At 72.1% G+C, this 19,304-nt stretch carries 20 protein-coding genes and 1 pseudogene; 10 read left to right on the forward strand and 11 right to left on the reverse strand.

Going from position 1 to position 19,304, the window contains the following annotated elements:
* The 3 genes and pseudogenes from L2C96_RS45055 to allB all read right to left on the reverse strand — a co-directional run.
* A pseudogene (locus tag L2C96_RS45055) lies at positions 1 to 151 on the reverse strand (allantoicase); the annotation flags it as partial.
* Positions 105 to 1,109: an allantoicase gene (gene alc, locus L2C96_RS13220; protein ID WP_237336334.1), complete on the reverse strand. Its 1,005-nt coding sequence runs from the start codon at positions 1,107 to 1,109 to the stop codon at positions 105 to 107. The gene alc and the pseudogene L2C96_RS45055, both read right to left, overlap by 47 nt.
* Positions 1,103 to 2,428: an allantoinase AllB gene (allB, locus tag L2C96_RS13225; protein WP_237336335.1), complete on the reverse strand. Its 1,326-nt coding sequence runs from the start codon at positions 2,426 to 2,428 to the stop codon at positions 1,103 to 1,105. Before allB ends, alc begins: the two co-directional genes overlap by 7 nt.
* Before the next feature lie 56 nt (positions 2,429 to 2,484).
* On the opposite strand from allB, the gene L2C96_RS13230 reads away from it, so the two are divergent.
* The 5 genes from L2C96_RS13230 to L2C96_RS13250 all read left to right on the forward strand — a co-directional run bounded on the left by L2C96_RS13230 (position 2,485) and on the right by L2C96_RS13250 (position 6,052).
* A complete protein-coding gene (locus L2C96_RS13230; RefSeq protein ID WP_237336336.1) occupies positions 2,485 to 2,955 on the forward strand; it encodes a helix-turn-helix domain-containing protein in 471 nt (156 codons plus the stop codon).
* A gap of 83 nt (positions 2,956 to 3,038) precedes the next feature.
* Positions 3,039 to 3,500 (forward strand): 2-oxo-4-hydroxy-4-carboxy-5-ureidoimidazoline decarboxylase, encoded by a 462-nt coding sequence (locus L2C96_RS13235; RefSeq protein WP_237336337.1) that lies wholly within the window; start codon positions 3,039 to 3,041, stop codon positions 3,498 to 3,500.
* Complete coding sequence (gene uraH / locus L2C96_RS13240; protein ID WP_237336338.1) at positions 3,497 to 3,814, forward strand: hydroxyisourate hydrolase; 318 nt, start codon at positions 3,497 to 3,499, stop codon at positions 3,812 to 3,814. Before L2C96_RS13235 ends, uraH begins: the two co-directional genes overlap by 4 nt.
* Positions 3,815 to 3,816: 2 nt before the next feature.
* Positions 3,817 to 4,692: a factor-independent urate hydroxylase gene (gene pucL / locus L2C96_RS13245; protein WP_237336339.1), complete on the forward strand. Its 876-nt coding sequence runs from the start codon at positions 3,817 to 3,819 to the stop codon at positions 4,690 to 4,692.
* Between the two features lie 25 nt (positions 4,693 to 4,717).
* Positions 4,718 to 6,052 (forward strand): nucleobase:cation symporter-2 family protein, encoded by a 1,335-nt coding sequence (locus L2C96_RS13250; protein ID WP_020418129.1) that lies wholly within the window; start codon positions 4,718 to 4,720, stop codon positions 6,050 to 6,052.
* Here the strand turns inward: L2C96_RS13250 and L2C96_RS13255 are convergent.
* Positions 6,006 to 6,848 carry an alpha/beta fold hydrolase gene (locus L2C96_RS13255; protein ID WP_237336340.1) on the reverse strand — a complete coding sequence of 281 codons (843 nt, stop codon included), beginning with the start codon at positions 6,846 to 6,848 and terminating at the stop codon, positions 6,006 to 6,008. The two genes, L2C96_RS13250 and L2C96_RS13255, sit on opposite strands and share 47 nt — an antisense overlap.
* A gap of 58 nt (positions 6,849 to 6,906) precedes the next feature.
* Between L2C96_RS13255 and L2C96_RS13260 the strand changes: the two genes are divergently transcribed.
* Together L2C96_RS13260 and L2C96_RS13265 are read left to right on the forward strand one after the other, a co-directional pair.
* The gene (locus L2C96_RS13260; RefSeq protein WP_237336341.1) at positions 6,907 to 7,491 is read left to right on the forward strand and encodes a TetR/AcrR family transcriptional regulator; all 585 of its coding nucleotides are present in this window, start codon (positions 6,907 to 6,909) and stop codon (positions 7,489 to 7,491) included.
* Between the two features lie 10 nt (positions 7,492 to 7,501).
* Positions 7,502 to 7,921, forward strand: coding sequence for a nitroreductase family deazaflavin-dependent oxidoreductase (locus tag L2C96_RS13265; RefSeq protein ID WP_027931826.1), 420 nt, complete (start codon positions 7,502 to 7,504; stop codon positions 7,919 to 7,921).
* A gap of 84 nt (positions 7,922 to 8,005) precedes the next feature.
* Here the strand turns inward: L2C96_RS13265 and pucD are convergent, their stop codons facing one another.
* From pucD to L2C96_RS13285, 4 genes are read right to left on the reverse strand one after another with little or no spacing between them, the layout of a single operon-like run.
* Positions 8,006 to 10,270: a xanthine dehydrogenase subunit D gene (pucD, locus tag L2C96_RS13270; protein ID WP_237336342.1), complete on the reverse strand. Its 2,265-nt coding sequence runs from the start codon at positions 10,268 to 10,270 to the stop codon at positions 8,006 to 8,008.
* Entirely contained in the window at positions 10,267 to 11,601 is a 1,335-nt protein-coding gene (locus L2C96_RS13275) for an 8-oxoguanine deaminase (RefSeq protein ID WP_237336343.1), read from the reverse strand. Before L2C96_RS13275 ends, pucD begins: the two co-directional genes overlap by 4 nt.
* Positions 11,598 to 12,053 (reverse strand): (2Fe-2S)-binding protein, encoded by a 456-nt coding sequence (locus L2C96_RS13280; RefSeq protein ID WP_237336344.1) that lies wholly within the window; start codon positions 12,051 to 12,053, stop codon positions 11,598 to 11,600. Before L2C96_RS13280 ends, L2C96_RS13275 begins: the two co-directional genes overlap by 4 nt.
* Positions 12,044 to 12,913, reverse strand: a complete 870-nt coding sequence (locus L2C96_RS13285; RefSeq protein ID WP_237336345.1) for an FAD binding domain-containing protein — start codon at positions 12,911 to 12,913, stop codon at positions 12,044 to 12,046. The genes L2C96_RS13280 and L2C96_RS13285 overlap by 10 nt, the downstream gene beginning before the upstream one ends.
* Positions 12,914 to 13,013: 100 nt before the next feature.
* On the opposite strand from L2C96_RS13285, the gene L2C96_RS13290 reads away from it, so the two are divergent.
* Together L2C96_RS13290 and L2C96_RS13295 are read left to right on the forward strand one after the other, a co-directional pair.
* A complete protein-coding gene (locus L2C96_RS13290) occupies positions 13,014 to 14,465 on the forward strand; it encodes a PucR family transcriptional regulator (RefSeq protein WP_237336346.1) in 1,452 nt (483 codons plus the stop codon).
* Between the two features lie 26 nt (positions 14,466 to 14,491).
* On the forward strand, positions 14,492 to 15,310 hold the full coding sequence (locus L2C96_RS13295; RefSeq protein ID WP_237336347.1) for an alpha/beta fold hydrolase: 819 nt from the start codon (positions 14,492 to 14,494) through the stop codon (positions 15,308 to 15,310).
* Here L2C96_RS13295 and L2C96_RS13300 read toward each other — a convergent pair.
* Both L2C96_RS13300 and aceB read right to left on the reverse strand, forming a co-directional pair.
* Positions 15,289 to 16,494 carry a DUF6986 family protein gene (locus L2C96_RS13300; RefSeq protein ID WP_237336348.1) on the reverse strand — a complete coding sequence of 402 codons (1,206 nt, stop codon included), beginning with the start codon at positions 16,492 to 16,494 and terminating at the stop codon, positions 15,289 to 15,291. The genes L2C96_RS13295 and L2C96_RS13300 overlap by 22 nt on opposite strands.
* A 2-nt stretch (positions 16,495 to 16,496) precedes the next feature.
* Positions 16,497 to 18,071, reverse strand: a complete 1,575-nt coding sequence (gene aceB / locus L2C96_RS13305) for a malate synthase A (RefSeq protein ID WP_237336349.1) — start codon at positions 18,069 to 18,071, stop codon at positions 16,497 to 16,499.
* Between the two features lie 90 nt (positions 18,072 to 18,161).
* Between aceB and L2C96_RS13310 the strand changes: the two genes are divergently transcribed.
* Positions 18,162 to 18,929, forward strand: coding sequence for an IclR family transcriptional regulator (locus L2C96_RS13310; protein ID WP_237336350.1), 768 nt, complete (start codon positions 18,162 to 18,164; stop codon positions 18,927 to 18,929).
* On the opposite strand, the gene L2C96_RS13315 is transcribed toward L2C96_RS13310, so the two are convergent.
* Positions 18,930 to 19,253 carry a DUF4333 domain-containing protein gene (locus tag L2C96_RS13315; protein WP_020418117.1) on the reverse strand — a complete coding sequence of 108 codons (324 nt, stop codon included), beginning with the start codon at positions 19,251 to 19,253 and terminating at the stop codon, positions 18,930 to 18,932.
* Positions 19,254 to 19,304 lie beyond the last annotated feature (51 nt).

The following is a 19,304-nucleotide window of genomic DNA, read 5'->3' on the forward strand; positions in this document are numbered from 1 at the left end:
CGCCCCACAGGCGCAACCTGGCCATGCCGCCGTCCGGGTAGATGTCCAGCCGCACCACGCTCAGCACACGCGGCTCCGGGACAAGGAACCGGTGCCGCGCGCCGTCAGCCGCTGCTCTCGGTGAACCGCCGTTCGAAGTCCGCCCGGCCACGCTCCGTCAGCGCGCCCCACAGGCGCAACCTGGCCATGCCGCCGTCCGGGTAGATGTCCAGCCGCACCACGCTCAGCACACGCGGCTCCGGGACCAGGAACCGGTGCCGCGTGTCCGGCTGGAGCCGGGTCCTGGGCAGCACCTCGAACCACGAACCGTCCAAGCGTCCGCTCAACGACGCCCAGCCCGGCGCGTTGCCCTTGAAGTGCGTCGTGTCCAGCTCGGCCAGCCGCGGCACGCCGGCGCCGGCCAGTGCGACCGACACCCAGTCGTTGCCGTCGTCGCGGCGGCGGGCCGTCTCCCAGCCCTCCCCCATCACCGCGGCGAAACCGGGCGAGATCAGGTTCGACGGCGACGAGTAGAACATGTTCGAGCAGCCCGCCACCCGCGCGCCGTTCTCCAGCGCCGCCAGGTCCAGGGCCGCCGGGTCGACCAGCCGCGGGTCCGCCACCGGCGCGCCGTGCACCCGGAACCGCGCCACCCCGCCGTCCGGGTGGATCGACAGCCGCACGTGCGTCCAGCGCCGCGACGACGACACCGCGAAAAAGTTCTCCGAGTCCCCCGCGAGCGGCGACTTCGGCACCAGCGGCGTCCACTCCAGTTCGGCCAGCTCCGCCGGGCTCGGGTACCCGTCGACGGCGACCGCCTCCACCGACGCGAACGGCGGGTAGTTGCCGGTGAAGAACGCGGTGTCCACGACCACCCCGGTCACCACGCCGGGCAGCCCGAGCCGCACGATCGCCTGGTCCACGCCCGGCTCCCGGCGCCGCCGCGTCTCCCACCCGTCGTAGATCTGCCCCTTGTGCCCGAAGTTCCACGGCCGGAACTCCGCGGGCCCGGGCTTGATCAGGTTCTCCCGCTCGGCGAAGGCCTCGTCGTTGGCCCACACCACGCTGCCGCCGACCCGGCGCGACGCCAGGTCCGGCTCATGAGTCCACTCCGGACGCTCGGTCAACACTGCCCTCGATTCAGCAACTCGCCCCGCGGACTGTCCCCGGTGACTTCCTGGCCCCGCAACCACGTCTGCCGCACGACCCCGCGCAGCCGGCTGCCGTCGTAGGCGCTCACCGGGTTCCGGTGGCGCAGCTTCGCGACGTCCACGACGAACTCCTCGTCCGGTGCGAACACGCAGAAATCGGCGTCGTAGCCGACGGCGATCCGGCCCTTGCGCGTCATCCCCGCCAGTTCCGCCGGCCGCGTCGCCATCCAGCGCACCACGTCCGCCAGCGTGTGCCCGCGCCGCGCCGCCCCGCTCCACACCGCGGGCAGCCCGACCTGCAGCCCGGCGATCCCGCCCCAGGCCTCGCCGAAGTCGCCGCTGTCGAACCGCTTCAGGTCCGGCGTGCACGGCGAGTGGTCGCTCACCACGCAGTCGATCACGCCGTCGGCCAGCCCCTGCCACAGCCGCTCGCGGTTGCCTGCCTCGCGGATCGGCGGGCAGCACTTGAACTGCGTCGCGCCGTCGCGGATCTCCTCCGCGGTGAAGCTCAGGTAGTGCGGGCACGTCTCGACCGTCAGCGCGACCCCTTCGGCGCGGGCCGCCGCGATCATCGGCAGGGCGTCCGAAGAGGACAGGTGCAGGATGTGCGCCCGCGCCCCGGTGCGCCGCGCGAGCTCGATGACCCGCGCGATCGCCCGGTTCTCCGCCTCGGGTGGCCGCGACGCCAGGAACCCCTCGTAGTGCGGGCCGTGCGGTCGCGGCGCCGCGTCGATGGTCGGGGCGTCCTCGGCGTGCACGATCATCAGCGCGCCCAGCCCGGCGAGGATCCGCAGGTCGGCCTCCAGTTCGGCGTCGTCGAGCGGCGGGAACTCGTCGACACCCGAGTGCAGCAGGAAGCACTTGAACCCGAACACCCCGGCCTCGTGCAAGGCGGGCAAGTGCGCGCCGTTGCCGGGGATCGTGCCGCCCCAGAACCCGACATCGACGTGGACCCGCCCGGACGCGGTCTTCCGCTTGACCGCCAGCGCGTCCGGGTCGACCGTCGGCGGCAGGCTGTTCAGCGGCATGTCCACGATCGTGGTGACCCCGCCCGCCGCGGCCGCGCGGGTGGCCGTCTCGAAGCCCTCCCACTCGGTGCGGCCGGGGTCGTTGACGTGCACGTGGGTGTCGACGAGACCGGGCATCAGGACGACGTCCTCCCCCAGCTCGACCACCCGGTCACCGGACAGCCCGCGGCCGGGTTCGACGGCGGTGATCCGTCCTCTGTCGACACCGACCGAGTACGGCCCGTCGCCCGCGGCCGTGATCGCGCGCCGCGCCCGGAAGACCAGTTCCACCCGGCACTCCTTTCGTCCGCTTCCAGTTCCCCCGCCCGTACGGTTACCGTGCGGACGTGGAACTGCAAGCCGAGTTCACCACCGAACCGTTCCGCGGCGAGGGCGAACCGCCCGAGCACGCCGTCCGCGCACGCACCGCCGCCGAGGAGGCCGGGTTGTCCGTGGACTTCGGCCCGCTCGGCACCACCGCCCGCGGCGACGCGGACGCCCTGCTCGGCGCGCTCCCGGCCATCGCCAGGGCCGCGCTGGACGGCGGCGCGAACCGCCTGACCCTGCAGCTGTCCACGCCGACCGCCGCCAGCGAACCGGCCGGCGCGCCGCCCACCACGCTGGAGCGGCTGATCGCCGATGTCGAGCGGGAGCTCGGCACCCGGCTGGCCGACCTGGACCGGCCCGGCAAGCAACGCGCCGTGCGCCTGCTGGAGGAGCGCGGCGCGTTCGCCATGCGCAGGGCCGCGCCCACCGTCGCCGAAGCACTCGGCGTCACCCGGTTCACGGTCTACAACTATCTCAACCGCGAGCCATGATTTCAACAAATTGTTGACGCTCGTCGAACACGACCGTAACGTCCATTTCCCAGAATCGGCAGCACCGTGATCCGGAGGAACACTTGACTGTCACGCTCGCCGAGTTCAACACCGCCGACGTCCGGGACCTGCTCACGGCGTGCCTGGACGTGCCCCGCTGGGTGGACGCGGTGCTGGCCGGACGGCCCTACCCCGACCTCGCCGCGCTGACCGGCGCCGCCCGCCTCACCCTCACCGGGGACGAGACCCGGCGGGCCATCGCGGCGCACCCGCGGATCGGCGAGAAACCGTCCGGCGGATGGTCCCGCGACGAGCAGTCCGGTGTGGACGATGCCGCGGCCGCGGAGTTCCGCGCCGCCAACGCCGAGTACGAGGAGCGGTTCGGGCACGTGTTCCTGGTCTGCGCGAGCGGCCGCAGCGGGCCGGAATTGCTGGCGAACCTGCGGGAGCGCATGCACAACGACCCGGACACCGAACTGGCGGTCGCCGGACGGGAACTGGTCGAGATCGCCGTGCTGCGGCTGGGAAAGGCGGTGACGGCATGAGCCTGGTGACCACCCACGTGCTGGACACCGCAGCCGGACACCCGGCCGCGGGCGTAGCCGTGCGACTGGAAACGAGCGACGGCACGGTGATCGCGCGCGGCCGCACCGACGACGACGGCCGCGTCCGCGACCTCGGCCCCGCGGAACTGGACCCCGGCGTCTACCGGCTGGTGTTCGACACCGGCGCCCACCTCGGACCGGACGCGTTCTTCCCCGAAGTCACCGTGGCCTTCCGGATCACCGACGGCACACAGCACCACCACGTGCCGCTGCTGCTGAGCCCGTTCTCCTACTCCACCTACCGAGGGAGCTGACGATGGCGATCAAGCTGGGGCCGAACCAGTACGGCAAGGCCGAGGTCCGCCTCGTCACGGTGACCCGGGCCGGGGACGTGCACCACCTCAAGGACCTCACGGTCTCCACCGCGCTGCGCGGCGACCTCGCGAAGACCCACCTCACCGGCGACAACTCCGACGTGGTGGCCACCGACACGCAGAAGAACACCGTCTACGCGTTCGCCAAGGAAAGCCCGGTCGGCGAGATCGAGGACTTCGGGCTGCGGCTGGCCAGGCACTTCGTCGGCCGGTTCGGCCAGATCACCGGCGCGCGCATCACGATCGACGAGCACGCCTGGGATCGCATCGCCGTCGGCGGCCGCCCGCACGACCACGCCTTCTCCCGGTCGAGCGAGGAAAAGCGGACCACCGTGGTGACGGTCGAGAACGACCGCGCCTGGGTGGTGTCCGGCCTGCGCGACCTGGTCGTGCTGAAGTCCACCGGCTCGGAGTTCCACGGTTTCCCGCGCGACGAGTACACGACGCTGGCCGAGACCGACGACCGCATCCTGGCCACCGCCGTCACCGCGCAGTGGCGGTACCAGGGCAGCGGCATCGACTGGCGCAAGAGCTTCGCGGAGATCCGGCGGATTCTGCTGGAGACGTTCGCGACGAAACACAGCCTTTCGCTGCAGCAGACCCTGTACGCGATGGGCGAGGCGGTTCTCGAAGCACGCGGCGAGGTGGCCGAGATCCGGCTGTCGATGCCGAACAAGCACCACTTCGTGGTGGACCTCAGCCCGTTCGGGCTCACCAACGACAACGAGGTCTTCCACGCCGCGGACCGTCCGTACGGCCTCATCGAAGGAACCGTCCTGCGCGACGACGCGGAGGACCCGGGCCCCGCCTGGCGGTAGCGCCGGGCGAGTTGGGAGAACCCGCGTGACCACGACCGCCACACCGGTGACGGACATCCACCCGGTCGACCGCAAACCCCCGGCGCTGCAACTGGTCGTCGGCGGCGTGCAGCACGTCGCCGCGATGTACGCCGGGGTCGTCGCCCCGCCGTTGATCATCGGCAGCGCCGTCGGCCTGTCCGGCGGGCAGCTGAGCCTGCTGATCAGCGCGAGCCTGTTCACCGCTGGGCTGGCGACCCTGCTGCAGACCCTCGGCGTGTGGCGGTTCGGCGCCCGGCTGCCGCTGGTCAACGGCGTCACGTTCGCGAACGTGGCCCCGGTGATGGCGATCGTGCAGCAGCACGGGCCGCGGAACGCGCTCGGCGTCGTCTACGGCGCCACGCTCGTCGGCGCCGCGCTGATGGTGCTCGCCGCGCCGTTCTTCTCCCGGCTGACGCGGTTCTTCCCGCCGCTGGTGACCGGCACGGTCATCACGCTCATCGGGGTGTCGCTGCTGCCGGTTGCGGTCAACTGGATCTCCGGACAGCAGGACTCCGCCGAACCACACGGCATCCTGCTCGCCGCCATCACGCTGCTCGCGGTGCTGGCGTTCAACCGGTTCCTGCCCGGCTTCTGGAGCCGGATCGCGTTGCTGCTGGGTCTGGTGGTGGGCACGTTGATCGCGTGGCCGCTGGGCGAGGTCGACACGTCGACCTTCCGCGAGGCGCCGGCGTTCGGCGTGGCGAGCCCGTTCCACTTCGGCAGCCCCGCGTTCGACATCGCGGCCATCATCTCCATGGCGATCGTGATGATCGTGATCATGGCGGAGAGCACCGCGGACATGCTCGCGCTCGGCGAGGTCGTCGGCCGCCCGACCGGACAACGAACGCTCGCCGACGGCCTGCGCGCGGACGGCGTCGCGACGGCGGTGTCCACGGTGTTCGGCGGGTTCGCCTGCACCGCCTTCGCGCAGAACGTCGGGCTGGTCGCGCTGACCCGCGTGTTCAGCCGGTACGTGGTGGCCGCGTGCGGCGCGATCCTCGTGCTGCTGGGCCTGTTCCCGGTCGCCGGCGGCGTGGTCGCGCTGGTGCCGCAACCGGTGCTCGGCGGCGCCGGGCTGGTGCTGTTCGGCAGCGTCGCGGTCTCCGGCATCCGCACCCTGGCCACGGCCGCGTTCGACCGCCCGGCGAACGTGACGATCGTGGCGGCCGCGCTGGGCGTCGGGATCATCCCGATCGCCGCGCCGGAGTTCTACGCGCACTTCCCGTCGGCCGTGCGGACCGTGCTGGACTCCGGGATCAGCGCAGGCTGCGTGGTCGCCGTGGTGCTCAACCTCATTTTCGGGACCCGACGGGAACGAACTCCCGCAACAGGTTCGTGAGCAGTTCCGGCTGGTCCTGCGGCACGAGCGTGTAGCTGTCCGGCACCTCGACCAGCCGCGCGTCCGGGAACAGCGCCGCCAGCCGCGGCCCGTGCTCGCGGGGCATGAGCTTGTCCTCCTTCGCCCACACCACGAGCACGGGCCCGGTGAACTCGCCCAGCCTGCCGGACCACTCCAGCAGCGTCTCCTTCGGCGGCGTGTGCAGGCCGTACTTCAGTATGTCCCGCATGATCGCCGGGTTCTCGCGGGCCGGGCCGAACCAGCTGTCCATGACCTCCGCGGGCACCGGCGTCTTGCTCATCCACCCCCAGGAACCCGGCGCGCGCTGGACGAACCGGAACTTCAGCAGGTGCAGCATGGCTTTCAGGCCGCCGGGGATCCGCGCGACGCGGACGAGCATGCGCCCGGACAGGCCGGGCGGGAAGTTGTCGAACGCCTCGCACGCCACGAGTGCCAGCCTGCCGACCCGGTCGGCCAGCCCCTCGCTGATCAGGAACTGCGCGCCGCCCCAGTCGTTGAGGACCAGCGTCACGTCTCGCAGGTCGAGCGCCTCCAGGAACTCGGCCAGCAGCCGCACGTGGCCGCGCAGCGACAGGTCGGCGTCCGGTTTCATCGGCTTCCGGTGCGAGCCCAGCGGCCAGTTCGGCAGCACGCACCGGTACTCCCCCAGGCCCGGCACGACCTTGCGCCACACGGTGTTGTCGATGGTCAGGCCGTGCAGGAAGACGATCACCGGCCCCCCACCGCCGGTGTCGTCGTACTCGATCGTCCCCGCGGACAGTTCGACCTCGGGCATCTCCGCCCCCTCGGATTTGATAGATCGCTCTAGCGGGAGAGTAGCTAGGATCAGTGACGTGGGCAACACCAAAGAACGGATCCTGGCCGTGAGCGCGGAGCTGTTCCGGCGCAACGGCTACACCGGGACGGGCCTGAAGCAGATCGTCAGCGAGGCGAGCGCGCCGTTCGGCTCGATCTACCACTTCTTCCCGGGCGGCAAGGAACAGCTGGCCGAGGAGGTGATCCGCAGCTCCGGCATGGCGTACGGGAAGCTGTTCGACCTGCTGATCGCGCCGGCGCCGGACCTGATCACCGGGCTGGAGCAGGCCTTCGCCGCCGCCGCGGTGACGTTGCGGGAGACCGACTACGCCGACGCCTGCCCGATCGCCACCGTGGCACTGGAGGTGGCGAGCACCAACGAGACGTTGCGCCGGGCGACCGCGGAGGTGTTCGAGGCGTGGATCGTCACCGGGACGGGTGTTTTCACGCGTTTCGGCCTGAGCGAGGACGACGCCCGGCGACTGACGATCGCGGTGATCAGCGCGCTGGAAGGGGCCTTCGTGCTCAGCCGCTCCCTGCGGGACGTGGAGCCGCTGGCCATCGCCGGGGAGGCCGCCGTGGCGACCGCTCGTGAAATGCTCACCGGGCGGGCCCGCGGGTAGTGTCGGCTTCATGAGTTCTGCCATCGATCTGCACGGCCAGCCGCACGTCGACCGCTACCTGGAGACCGACGGCGAGGACGGCTACCACTGGCGCAACGGGACGACGATCCTGATCCTGTTCACGAAGGGCCGCAAGTCCGGGCAGGAGCGCCGGCACGCCCTGATCTTCCGCGAGCACGAGGGCGCGTACCTGGTGGTGGCGTCCAAGGGCGGCACCGACGCGCCGCCGGCGTGGTTCGTCAACCTGCAGGCCGACCCGAACGTCGAGGTCCAGATCAAGGGCGAGCGCTTCAAGGCGGTCGCGAGGGTCGCCACGCCCGACGAGAAGCCCGCGATGTGGGCGAAGATGGCCGAGGTGTGGCCGGACTACGACGAGTACCAGAAGAAGACCTCGCGGGAGATCCCCGTGGTGGTGCTGGAACGCGCTTGATTCCTGGCTGGGTTCCGGCGCCGCTGATGGTGTGCGCCGGAACCCGCGGCCAGCGACGCGATGTGCCCGGCGCCCACGAACGCCTCAGCTGACGATGTGCTCCGGGCGCACCGGGACCCGCGGCAGGTCCTTGCCCGTCGCGGCTCGGATGGCTGCCACGATCGCCGGGGTGGAGGAAATCGTCGGGGGTTCGCCGACTCCGCGCAGGCCGTAGGGGGCGTTCGGGTCGGCCCGTTCCAGCACGTCGATGTCCATCGGCGGCATGTCGAGCACCGTCGGGATCAGGTAGTCCGTGAACGACGGGTTGCGGATCTTCCCGTCCCGCGTCTGGATCTCCTCCATCACCGCCAGCCCGAGCCCCTGCGCCGAACCGCCCTGGATCTGGCCCAGCACGGCCTGCGGGTTGAGCGCCCGCCCGACGTCCTGCGCGCAGTCCAGCGCGACCACCTTCACCAGCCCCAGCTCGGTGTCCACGTCCACCACCGCCCGGTGCGCGGCGAACCCGTACTGCACGTGCGCGTTGCCCGCCCCGGTCTCCGGGTCGAGCACCTCGGTCGGCCGGTGCCGCCACTCCACCGTCTCGTCGTAGACGTCGTCGCCGAGCGCGTCGGCCAGGTCCGCGACCACGCCGTCCCGGCCGGACACCAGCTTGCCGCCCACCAGCTCCAGGTCGGGCGAACCGATCCGCTTGGCCAGCGCCGTCCGCACCGCCACGCAGGCGGCCCGCACCGCTCCCCCGGTCACGTACGTCTGCCGGGACGCGGACGTCGACCCGGCGTTGCCGATCGAGGTGTCCATCGGCAGGATCGTCACCTGCTCCACGCCCAGCTCGGTCCGCACGATCTGCTGCAGCACCGTGACCAGGCCCTGCCCGACCTCGCACGCCGCGGTCTGCACCGTCGCGGCCGCCTCGCCGCCGACCACCCGCAGCTGCACACGCGCGGTGGAGTAGTCGTCGAAGCCCTCGGAGAAGCAGATGTTCTTGATCCCGACGGCGTACCCGACGCCACGTACGACACCCTCGCCGTGGGTGGTGTTCGAGACGCCGCCGGGCAACGTCCGCAGGTCCCGCTCGCCGGACGGCGCGGGCGGCATCGGTTTCGCCGCCACCCGCCGCAGCAGCTCGGCGACCGGGGCCGCCGAGTCCACGACCTGCCCGGTCGGCATGCGGGAGCCCTCGCTCATCGCGTTGCGGACCCGCACCTCGACCGGGTCCAGCCCGCACGCCTGCCCGAGTTTGTCCATTTGGGACTCGTACGCGAACGCCGCCTGCACCGCGCCGAAGCCGCGCATGGCCCCGCAGGGCGGGTTGTTCGTGTACGCGCCCCAGCAGTCGACCTGCACGTTGTCCACGTTGTACGGCCCCACACCGAGGGTCGCGGCGTTGGCGACGACCGCGCCGGTGGACGACGCGTACGCGCCGCCGTCGAGGAACAGCCGCGCCTTGACGTAGACGAGCTTCCCGTCCCGGTCGGCGCCGTGCTCGTAGTACATCTTCGCCGGGTGCCGGTGCACGTGGCCGTAGAACGATTCCTCGCGGTTGTAGACCATCTTCACCGGCTTGCCGGTGTGCAGGGCGAGCAGGCACGCGTGGATCTGGATGGACAGGTCCTCGCGCCCGCCGAACGCGCCGCCGACCCCGCCGAGCGTGAGCCGCACCTTGTCCTCGGGCAACCCGAGCGCGGCGACGATCTGGCGCTGGTCGACGTGCAACCACTGCGTCGCGACGTACAGGTCGACGCCGCCGTCCTCGGCCGGGACCGCGAGACCGGACTCCGGGCCGAGGAACGCCTGGTCCTGCATGCCCACCTCGTACACGCCGGACACCACCACGTCGGCGGCCGCGGACGGGTCGCCGCGGCGGATCGGCACGTGCCGCACGACGTTGCCGTTCGGGTGCACCTTCGCCCCGTCGCCGCGCACCGCGCGCTCGGCGTCGGTGACCGGTTCCAGCACCTCGTAGTCGACGCGGATTCGTTTCATCGCCCGCCGCGCCGTCTCCGGGTGGTCGGCCGCGACGAGCGCGACCGGTTCGCCCTGGTAGCGCACCACGTCGACGGCCAGCACCGGCTGGTCCGGGTGCTCCAGGCCGTACCGGTTCACGCCCGGCACGTCCTCGTGGGTGAGCACTGCCTCGACACCGGGCACCTTCAGCGCCTCGGTGATGTCGATGCCGGTGATGCGCGCGGACGGGTGCGGGCTGCGCAGGGTCACGCCCCACACCATGTCCTCGTGCCACAGGTCCGAGGAGTACGCGAACTCGCCGCGCACCTTCACGATCCCGTCCGGGCGGCGCGGGCTGGCGCCGATCCCGCCTGCCGTGCCGGTGCGCTCGACTGACGTGGTCATCTCAACCTCCTGCTCGCGGCCGCCAGCTCGCCCGCGATCGCGGTCTCGTCGTCCGTGCGCAGTTCGCCGTCGGCGACCACCGTCCGGCCGCCGACGAGCAGCAGCTTCAGCGGCGGGGTCGCGCCGAGCACGAGCGCGGCCAGCGGGTCCTCGATCCCGGCGTAGCGCAGGCCGTTCAGGTTCCACACCGCGAGGTCGGCGAGCTTGCCGGGCTCGATCGAGCCGAGCTCGCCGTCGCGGCCGAGGCAGCGCGCGCCGCCCATGGTGCCCATCCACAGCGCCTCGCGGACGGTCAGCGCGGTCGGGCCGCCGCGTTGCCGCGCTTGCAGCAGCGCCTGGTGCAACTCCTCGCCGAGCCCGCCGGACTCGTTGGACGCGGCGCCGTCGACCCCGAGGCCGACCGGGGCGCCGGCGTCGAGCAGGTCCCGCACGGGCGCGATCCCGGTGCCGAGACGGCCGTTCGACGTCGGGCAGTGCGCCGAACCGGTGCGGGTGGCGCCCATGCGGCGGATCGCCGGGCCCTCGAGGTGCACGGTGTGCGCGAGCCACACGTCGTCGCCGAGCCAGCCCAGCTTGTCGGCGTACTCGGCGGGCGTGCAGCCGTTCTCGGCGACGCACTGCTCTTCCTCGTCCAGCGTCTCGGCGAGGTGGGTGTGCAGCCGGACTCCCTTGCGCCGAGCCAGATCCGCGGCCTGGCGCATCAGCTCCTCGCTGACCGAGAACGGCGAGCACGGGCCCGCGGCGATGCGGATGCGGGCGTTGCGCGCCGGGTCGTGGTGGGCGTCGATCGCGGCTTCGGTGCCGAGCAAGGCGGCTTCGGTGGTCTCCACCAGGTTGTCCGGCGGCAGGCCGCCGTCGGACTCGCCGCGGTCCATCGACCCGCGCACGAGGTGCGCCCGCACGCCGATCCGGTTCGCCGCCGCGACGAGTGCCTCGACCTGGTCTCCGCTGTCATGCGGGAAGACGTAGTGGTGGTCGGCGACCGTGGTGCAGCCGGTCATCGCCAGGTGCGCCATCCCGGCGGTCGCGGCGGCATGTGTGATGCCGGCGTCCAGCCGCTTCCAGACCGGGTACAGGTGGACCAGCCACTCGAACAGCGTCGCGTCGGCCGCCAGCCCGCGGGTGGCCCACTGGTACAGGTGGTGGTGGGTGTTGACCAGGCCGGGCGTGACCAGGCAGCCGGCAGCGTCGATCCGCTCCCCCGGCACGGTCGCCGGGCCGGGGCCGACGGCGGTGATGGTGTCGCCGTCGATGACGACGTGCCCGCTGCGGTGCTCGGCGCCGTCGGCGTCGACCGTCGCGATGGCCGCGTTCTCCAGGACCAGGGTCATTTCGCCGCCGCCCGCACCGCGTCGAGGATCTTCTCGTAGCCCGTGCAGCGGCAGAGGTTCCCGGCGAGCGCCTCGCGGATCTCCTCGTCGCTCGGGTTCGGCACGCGGTTCAGCAGGTCGTGCGCGGCGACCACCAGACCGGGCGTGCAGAAGCCGCACTGCACGGCGCCCGCGTCCACAAAGGACTGCTGCACCGGATCGAGCCGGTCGCCGTCGGCCAGCCCTTCGACCGTGCGCACCTCACGTCCCTCGGCCTGCCCGGCGGCGACCAGGCACGAGCAGACCGGCGTGCCGTCCAGGTAGACCGTGCAGGACCCGCATTCGCCCTGCTCACAGGCGTTCTTGGAGCCGGGCAGGCCGAGCCGCTCGCGCAGCAGGTAGAGCAGGCTCTCGCCCTCCCACACGTCGTCGGCCTGCCGGGCTTCGCCGTTGACCGTCACGTTCACGCGCATGTCCGCTCACTTCCCAGGTAGTCCTGCCAGGCCCAGCCGAGTGTCCGGCGGGCGAGCACCGCGAGCGCGTGCTTGCGGTACTCCGCGGTGCCACGCACGTCGTCGATCGGCGCGGCGGCCGACGCGACCAGCTCGCCGAAGCGCCGCTTGACCGAGTCGCGCAGCGGCGCGGGCGCGTCCCACGGCAACTCGGCGGCGAGGAACTCCTCGGCCGCGGCAGCACGGCGGGGAGTCGGCGCCGCGGAGCCGATCGCCGCACCCGCGCGCCGGTGCTCCGGGTCGAGCGCGACGGCGAACGAGCACACCGCGATGACCATGGCGTTGCGCGTGCCGACCTTCGCGAACTGCTGGGGGGCGGTCGCGACCGGCAGGTGCACCGCCACGATCAGCTCGTCGGGGGCGAGGCTGTGCTTCTTGACGCCGACGTAGAAGTCGTCCGCGTCGATCATCCGAGTGCCGCGGACGGACGCGACCTCGACCCGCGCGCCGGTCGCCAGCAGCACCGGGTGCGTGTCCCCCGCTGGCGAGGCGGCGCCGAGGTTGCCGCCGACCGTGCCGCGGTTGCGGATCTGCGGCGAGCCGACCGTGCGCGAAGCCATCGCCAGCGCGGGCAGCTTTTCACCCAGGTCAGTGATGAGCCGCGTGTAGGAAACGCCCGCGCCGAGCCGGACCACGCCGTCCTCGACGGTCCACTCGGCCAGTTCCGCGACGCGGGTCAGGTCGAGCAGCGCGTCCGGACGGCGGTGGTCGAAGTTGAGCTCGACCATGACATCCGTGCCGCCCGCCAGTGGCACGGAGTCCGGGCGCTCGGCCTTCGCGGCGAGCGCCTCGGCCAGGTTCGCCGGTCGCAGGAAATCCATGGCAAGAAGTAGACGCCCGTGGCAGGGGCACCGGCAACGGCGGCTCAGTACGAACCGACAGCAGCGTGCGGGCCCCCGTTTGTGCTTTCCTACAACCCTGATGACGACCGTGAAAACTCTGCTGGAGATCCCGGAACTGCGCCTGCGGTTGCGCACCGGCGCCGGGCAGCTCGGCCGCGCGGTCAGCCGGATCTACGTCACCGAGCTGCCTGACCCGAGCCGGTACGTCTCGGCGGGCGAGGTCGTCCTCAGCGGGCTGCTGTGGTGGCGCGAGCCGGGCGACGCCGCGCCGTTCGTCGAAGCGCTGGCCCGGGCCGGGGTCGCCGCACTGGCCGCGTCCGGCGCGGACACCGGCGGAATCCCGCCGGACGTCGTGCAGGCGTGCGCGCGGCACCGCATCCCGCTGCTGGAGGTGCCCGCGGACCTGTCGTTCGCGGTGATCACCGAGCGCGTGGTGCTGGAGCTGGCCGCGGCGCGAGGCCGGGAGCCGAGCGGCGCCCGCAAACGCTTGCTGGCCGCGGCGACGGAGGACATCTCGCTGCCCGCGTTGCTGCGGCAGGGCGCGATCGAGCTGGGCGCGCCGTGCTGGGTGCTGTCCGGAACCGGGCGGGTCGTCGCGGGCACGGCCGAGCCGCCCGGGGACCTCGTCGAGCATTTCGTGCCCGGCCGGGAGGTCACGGTCCACGACGGGTACGCGCTGATGCCGGTCGGCGGGAGCTTCGCGGTGCCGTGGCTGCTGGCGGTCGCGCAGCCGGAGCCGGGCGACCTGGCCGCGGAGCTGGCCGAGCTCGTGCGGCTGGCGCGGGCGCGGGCGGACCAGGTGCGGCGCATGTCGGGCCAGGCGGCCGAGCCGTTGCTCCAAGCCCTGGCCGACGGCGGGCCGGTCGGGGACGCCTTCGCCGCGTCCGGACTGCCCGCGGAGGCGGAGATCCGCGTGCTGCTCGCCCGCGCCCCGGACGACAGCCCGGCCCTGGCGGCGGAGGTGCTGGCCGAGCTGCTCGCCGACGCGCGGCCGCTGGTCGGAGGCGTCGGCGAGGACGCCTACGCGCTGGTCGCCGGACCGGGGAACTGGATGCGCGCGGCAGCCGAGGCCCTGACGCGGCTGGACCGGCTGATGTCGTTGTCGCGGTTCCACCTGGGTTCGGGCGGCCCGGCGTCGGTGGACGGCTTGCACGGCGCGACGCAGGAGGCGCGGCACGCGGTCGAACTCGCGGCCCGCCGCGGCGGCCGGATCGAGCTGGTCGCGGGCGAGGACATCGCCGTGCACCAGCTGCTGGCCGCCGGCGCGCCGGACGAGCTGCGCCGGTCGGTGCGGGCGCGGGTGCTCGGGCCGTTGCTCGCCTACGACGCGGCGCAGGGCACGGATCTGGTGCACACCGTGCGGGTGTACCTGGAGTGCTCCAGCTCGCCGACCGCGGCGGCGCGGGCCCTGCACGTCCACGTCAACACGCTGCGGTACCGCATCGCGCGGGCGTCCGAGCTGCTCGGCGTGGACCTCAACGACTTCGTCACCCAGGTGGACGTCTACCTCGCACTTCTGGTTACCGTCTAAGGCGCTTAACTGGTAACGTCCGGCGCATGGAGAAATTCGAGACACCGGGCGGGACCGTGCGCTGGGCTTCGTCGGGTTCGGGCCCGCCGGTCGTGTTGCTGCACGGCACACCGTTTTCGTCGTACGTGTGGCGGGACATCGCGCCGGCGCTGAGCGAGCGGCACGAGGTGTTCGTCTGGGACATGCTGGGTTACGGGCGGTCCGAGAAGCGGGACGGCCAGGACGTGTCGCTGGGGACGCAGGCGGAGATCTTCGCGTCGCTGCTGGAGCACTGGGGGCTGGAGTCACCGTCGGTCGTGGCGCACGACTTCGGGGGCGTCGTCTCGCTGCGGGCGCACCTGCTGCACGGCGCGCGGTTCGACCGGCTCGCCCTGGTGGACGTCGTGGCGATCGCGCCGTGGGGGACGTCGTTCTTCCACCTGGTGCGGGACAACCCGCGGGTCTTCGAGCAGCTGCCGTCGCACCTGCACGAAGCGATCGTGCGCACGCAGACCGCGACCGCGTCCGCGGCAGGCCTGCGTGGCGGCGTGCTGGACGAGCTGGTCGCGCCCTGGCTCGGCGCCGAGGGGCAGGCCGCGTACTACCGGCAGATCGCACAGGCGGACCAGCGGTTCACCGACGAGATCGAGCCGCTGCTGGGCTCGCTGGACCTGCCGGTGCTGGTCGGCTGGGGCGAGGCCGACGAGTGGATCCCGGTCGAGCAGGGCAAGGAACTGGCGTCCCGCATCCCGGGCGCGGGGCTGCGCCTGTTCCCCGGCGCCGGGCACCTGGTGCAGGAGGACGCGCCGGCCGCGCTCACCGCCACGCTGCTGGAGTTCCTCGGTCAGCCGCGGAAGGTCGCGTAGCTCTCCAACCGCGCGCGGGTGAGGCCCGTCAGGTTCTCGGCCTCCGCGGCATCGATGGCGCCGCAATCCAAGCCGCGCAACAGAAAACCCGACAACGCACGTGCCGTGGCCGGTTCGTCGAGCACGCCGCTGTCCACCTGCGTGGCGTAGTCCCGCAACCTCGCCGCCGCCGCGGGCAGGCCCTCGCGGAAGAAGGCGTACGTCGCGGCGAAGCGGGTGGGCAACTGGTGCGGGTGCAGGTCCCAGCCCTGGTAGAAGCCGCGCTCCAGCGAGCGCCGCACGAGCCGCAGGTGCTCGCGCCAGGCCGGCAGCAGCGCGTCGCCCACCGGGAGCTTGTTCGTCGATCCGTCGGACAGGCGCACCCCCTTTCCCGCCGCGCTGACCTGCATGAACGCCTTCGCGAAGTCCGCCGCCGGGTGGTCCATGCTCTGGTGCTCCGCGGCGATGCCGAGCCCGGCGCTGTAGTCGTAGGTGCCGTAGTGCAGCCCGCTGCACCGGCCCTCGGCGGCCTGGACGATCCGGGCCACCGCGACGCGGCCTTCACCGTCCACGATGGACTGCGCGGTTTCGACCTGCACCTCGAACCGCAGCGCGCCGTCCGGCAGACCGTAGGCCGCCTCCAGGTGCCCGAGCACCTCGGCGGCGGCGCCGACCTGCTCGACCGCCGTCACCTTCGGCAGCGTCACCACGAACCCGGCGGGCAGCTCGCCGTTCTCCAGCAGTCCGGACAGGAACGCGTCGAGCGTACGGATGCCGCGACGACGGGTCGCCCGTTCGAAGCTCTTGAACCGGATGCCGCAGAACGGCGTGGCCGGGTTCGCCGCCAGCACGCGGCCCGCCGTGACCGCGGCCTCGTCCTCGGCGTCGTCGCCGGGGCGGCCGTAGCCGTCCTCGAAGTCGATGCGCAGGTCCTCGATCGGCTCGGTGACCAGCTTGCGCCGCACCCGCTCGGCCACGGCCGGGTCGAGCCCGAGCGCGTCGCCGCACGCGTCGAACACCGCGCGGGCCTGCTCGCCCCAGCGCGCGACCAGGTCGGCGGAGTACCGGTGCGCGGGCACGTAGACCGTGTGCACCGGTTGCCGCCCGGACGGCTCACCGGGGTACCGAGCCTCGACCCGCGCGTCCACTTCGGACAGCCGGGCGTCGATGCCCGCGTACACGTCCCCGGTGAGCCGTCCGGTCACGGTTACTTGATCCGCTCGTAGGCGGGCAGGGTCAGGAAGTCGACGAACTCGTCGGCGAGCGCGACCTCCTCGAAGATCTCGACCGCCGGGGTGAGCAGGTCCGCCGGGACCTGACCGTCGAGCTCCTTGCGCACGTCGTCCAGCACCGACTTGACCAGGTCGCGGGTGACTTTCTGGCCGTTGTCGAGCTGGGTGCCGTTCTGCACCCACTGCCAGATCTGCGAGCGCGAGATCTCCGCGGTCGCGGCGTCCTCCATCAGGTTGTGGATGCCCGCCGCGCCGTTGCCGCCCAGCCAGGACGCGATGTAGCGGACGCCGACGTCGACCGCGCCACGCAGGCCGGCCTCGGTGGCGCCGCCCTCGGTGCTCGCGACGTCGAGCAGCTGGTCGGCGGTCACCGACACGTCCTCACGCAGCCGGTCGAGCTGGTTCGGCTTGTCGCCGAGGACCTTGTCGAACTCCTCCTTGCACAGCCCGACCATGCCCGGGTGCGCGACCCACGACCCGTCGAAGCCGTCGCCCGCCTCGCGCGCCTTGTCGGCGTGGACCTTCTTCGAGGCGTTCTCGTTGACCTCGGGGTCCTTGCTCGGGATGAACGCCGCCATGCCGCCGATCGCGAACGCGCCGCGCTTGTGGCAGGTGCGCACCAGCAGCTCGGTGTAGGCACGCATGAACGGCGCGGTCATGGTGACGCTGTTGCGGTCCGGCAGCACGAACTTCTCGCCCGCGTCGCGGAAGTACTTGATGACGCTGAACAGGTAGTCCCAGCGGCCGGCGTTGAGACCGGAGGCGTGCTCGCGCAGCTCGTAGAGGATCTCCTCCATCTCGAACGCGGCCGGGATGGTCTCGATCAGGACGGTGGCGCGGACGGTGCCGTGCTCGATGCCCAGCGTCTTCTCGGCGTGGGTGAACACGTCGTTCCACAGCCGGGCCTCGAGGTGGCTCTCCATCTTCGGCAGGTAGAAGTACGGGCCCTTGCCGCGCTCGAGCAGCTCCTTCGCGTTGTGGAAGAAGTACAGCCCGAAGTCGACCAGTGCGCCGACGCCCTTGCGGCCGCCGAAGGTCAGGTTGTGCTCGTCGAGGTGCCAGCCGCGCGGGCGGACCACGATCGTCGCCAGCTCGATGTCCTTGCGCAGCTCGTAGTGCTTGCCGTTGGAGTCGAGCTCGATGGTGCCGCGGATCGCGTCGTACAGGTTGACCTGGCCGCCGACGACGTTGTGCCAGTGCGGGGTGTTGGCGTCCTCGAAGTCGGCCAGCCACACCTTCGCGCCCGAGTTCAGGGCGTTGATCGTCATCTTGCGGTCGGTCGGGCCGGTGATCTCCACGCGGCGGTCGCGCAGGGCGGGCGGCGCCTCGGCCACGCGCCAGTCGCCCTCGCGGATCTCCTTGGTCTCGGGGAGGAAGTCCAGGCGCCCGGTGCGCTTGGCCTCCTCGCGCCGCTTCGAGCGGGCGGCGAGCAGCTCGTCACGGCGAGCCGCGAAGTTCTCGTGCAGCCCGGCCAGGAAGTCCAGCGCTTCCCGGGTCAGGATCTCGTCGCCTCGCTCGACGGAGCCACCGAGCACCTGGACGTCAGCCATGCGGAACACTCCCAAGAAGACTTGCGGTTCGGTTTTTTACATCCCGGACTATAGTTTCTACATAGCGGAAGCTCAATGTGAGGAGTCGCGGTGGCCGAGGAGAAGGCAGGACGAGACGGCGGGGTCCAGTCGCTGCGTCGCGCGTTCGAGCTGCTCGAGCGGCTGGCGGACACCGGCGGCGAGGCCAGCCTGTCCGAGCTGGCGGCCACGTCCGGCCTGCCGATGCCGACGATCCACCGCCTGATCCGCACGCTCGTGCAGCTCGGCTACGTGAGGCAGAACACGAACCGGAAGTACGCGCTGGGCGCGCGGCTGATCCGGCTCGGCGAGAACGCGAGCATGCAGTTCGGCACATGGGCACGTCCGCTGCTTGCGGAGCTGGTGGAGGCGACCGGGGAGACGGCGAACCTGGCCGTGTTGGAGCGCGACGAGGTGGTGTACGTGTCGCAGGTGCCGTCGAAGCACTCGATGCGAATGTTCACCGAGGTCGGCCGGCGGGTGCTGCCCCACGGCACGGGCGTCGGGAAGGCCATCCTGTCGCAGCTGCCCGCCGAGGACGTCCGGGCGCTGCTGGGCCGCACGGGCATGCCCGCGTACACCGACCACACGTTCACGGACCCCGACGAGCTGCTGGCGCACCTGGCCCAGGTGGCGGCACAGGGTTACGCCGTCGACGAGAGCGAGCAGGAGCTGGGGGTGCGGTGCATCGCGGTCCCGCTCACCGGAACACCGGCCCCCGCGGCGGTCTCGGTGTCCGGCCCGTCCGGACGCCTGACCCGCGAGGCGGTCTCGCGGATCGCGCCACTGGTCCAAGCGACGGCGGCGACGTTGTCGACGCACCTCGCGGAGAGCGCCTGATCAGCCGAACCAGGGGTTTTCGAGGGGCTGGTCGTCGACCTGGATCCGGTAGTCGGCGCCGCCGTTCGCGACGGCCGTGACGGTCGCGGTGACGCCGTAGCGCTTGCCCCCGTCGGTGAGCACGCAGCGAGCGGTGTTACCCGGCTGCGCGGCCAGCGGGTCCGGGCAATCGACCGCCTCCGGCCGGTGCCCGACCATCCTGAGGACCGTGTCGGAAATCCCCTGCTCGACGGTCTCCTGACTGAGCGACGGGGTCGCCCCGACGGTGACCGTGCAGCCGGCGAGCAGCAAGGCGGAGCAGACGACGAGCGCGGCGCGGAACATTGCGAGAACCCCCGGGAAGTGAAAGAGCGCGCCGCCTCCCCAGCGGCGCGC

The organism is Amycolatopsis tucumanensis, assembly GCF_021654135.1.
GTDB lineage: Bacteria > Actinomycetota > Actinomycetes > Mycobacteriales > Pseudonocardiaceae > Amycolatopsis_E > Amycolatopsis_E tucumanensis.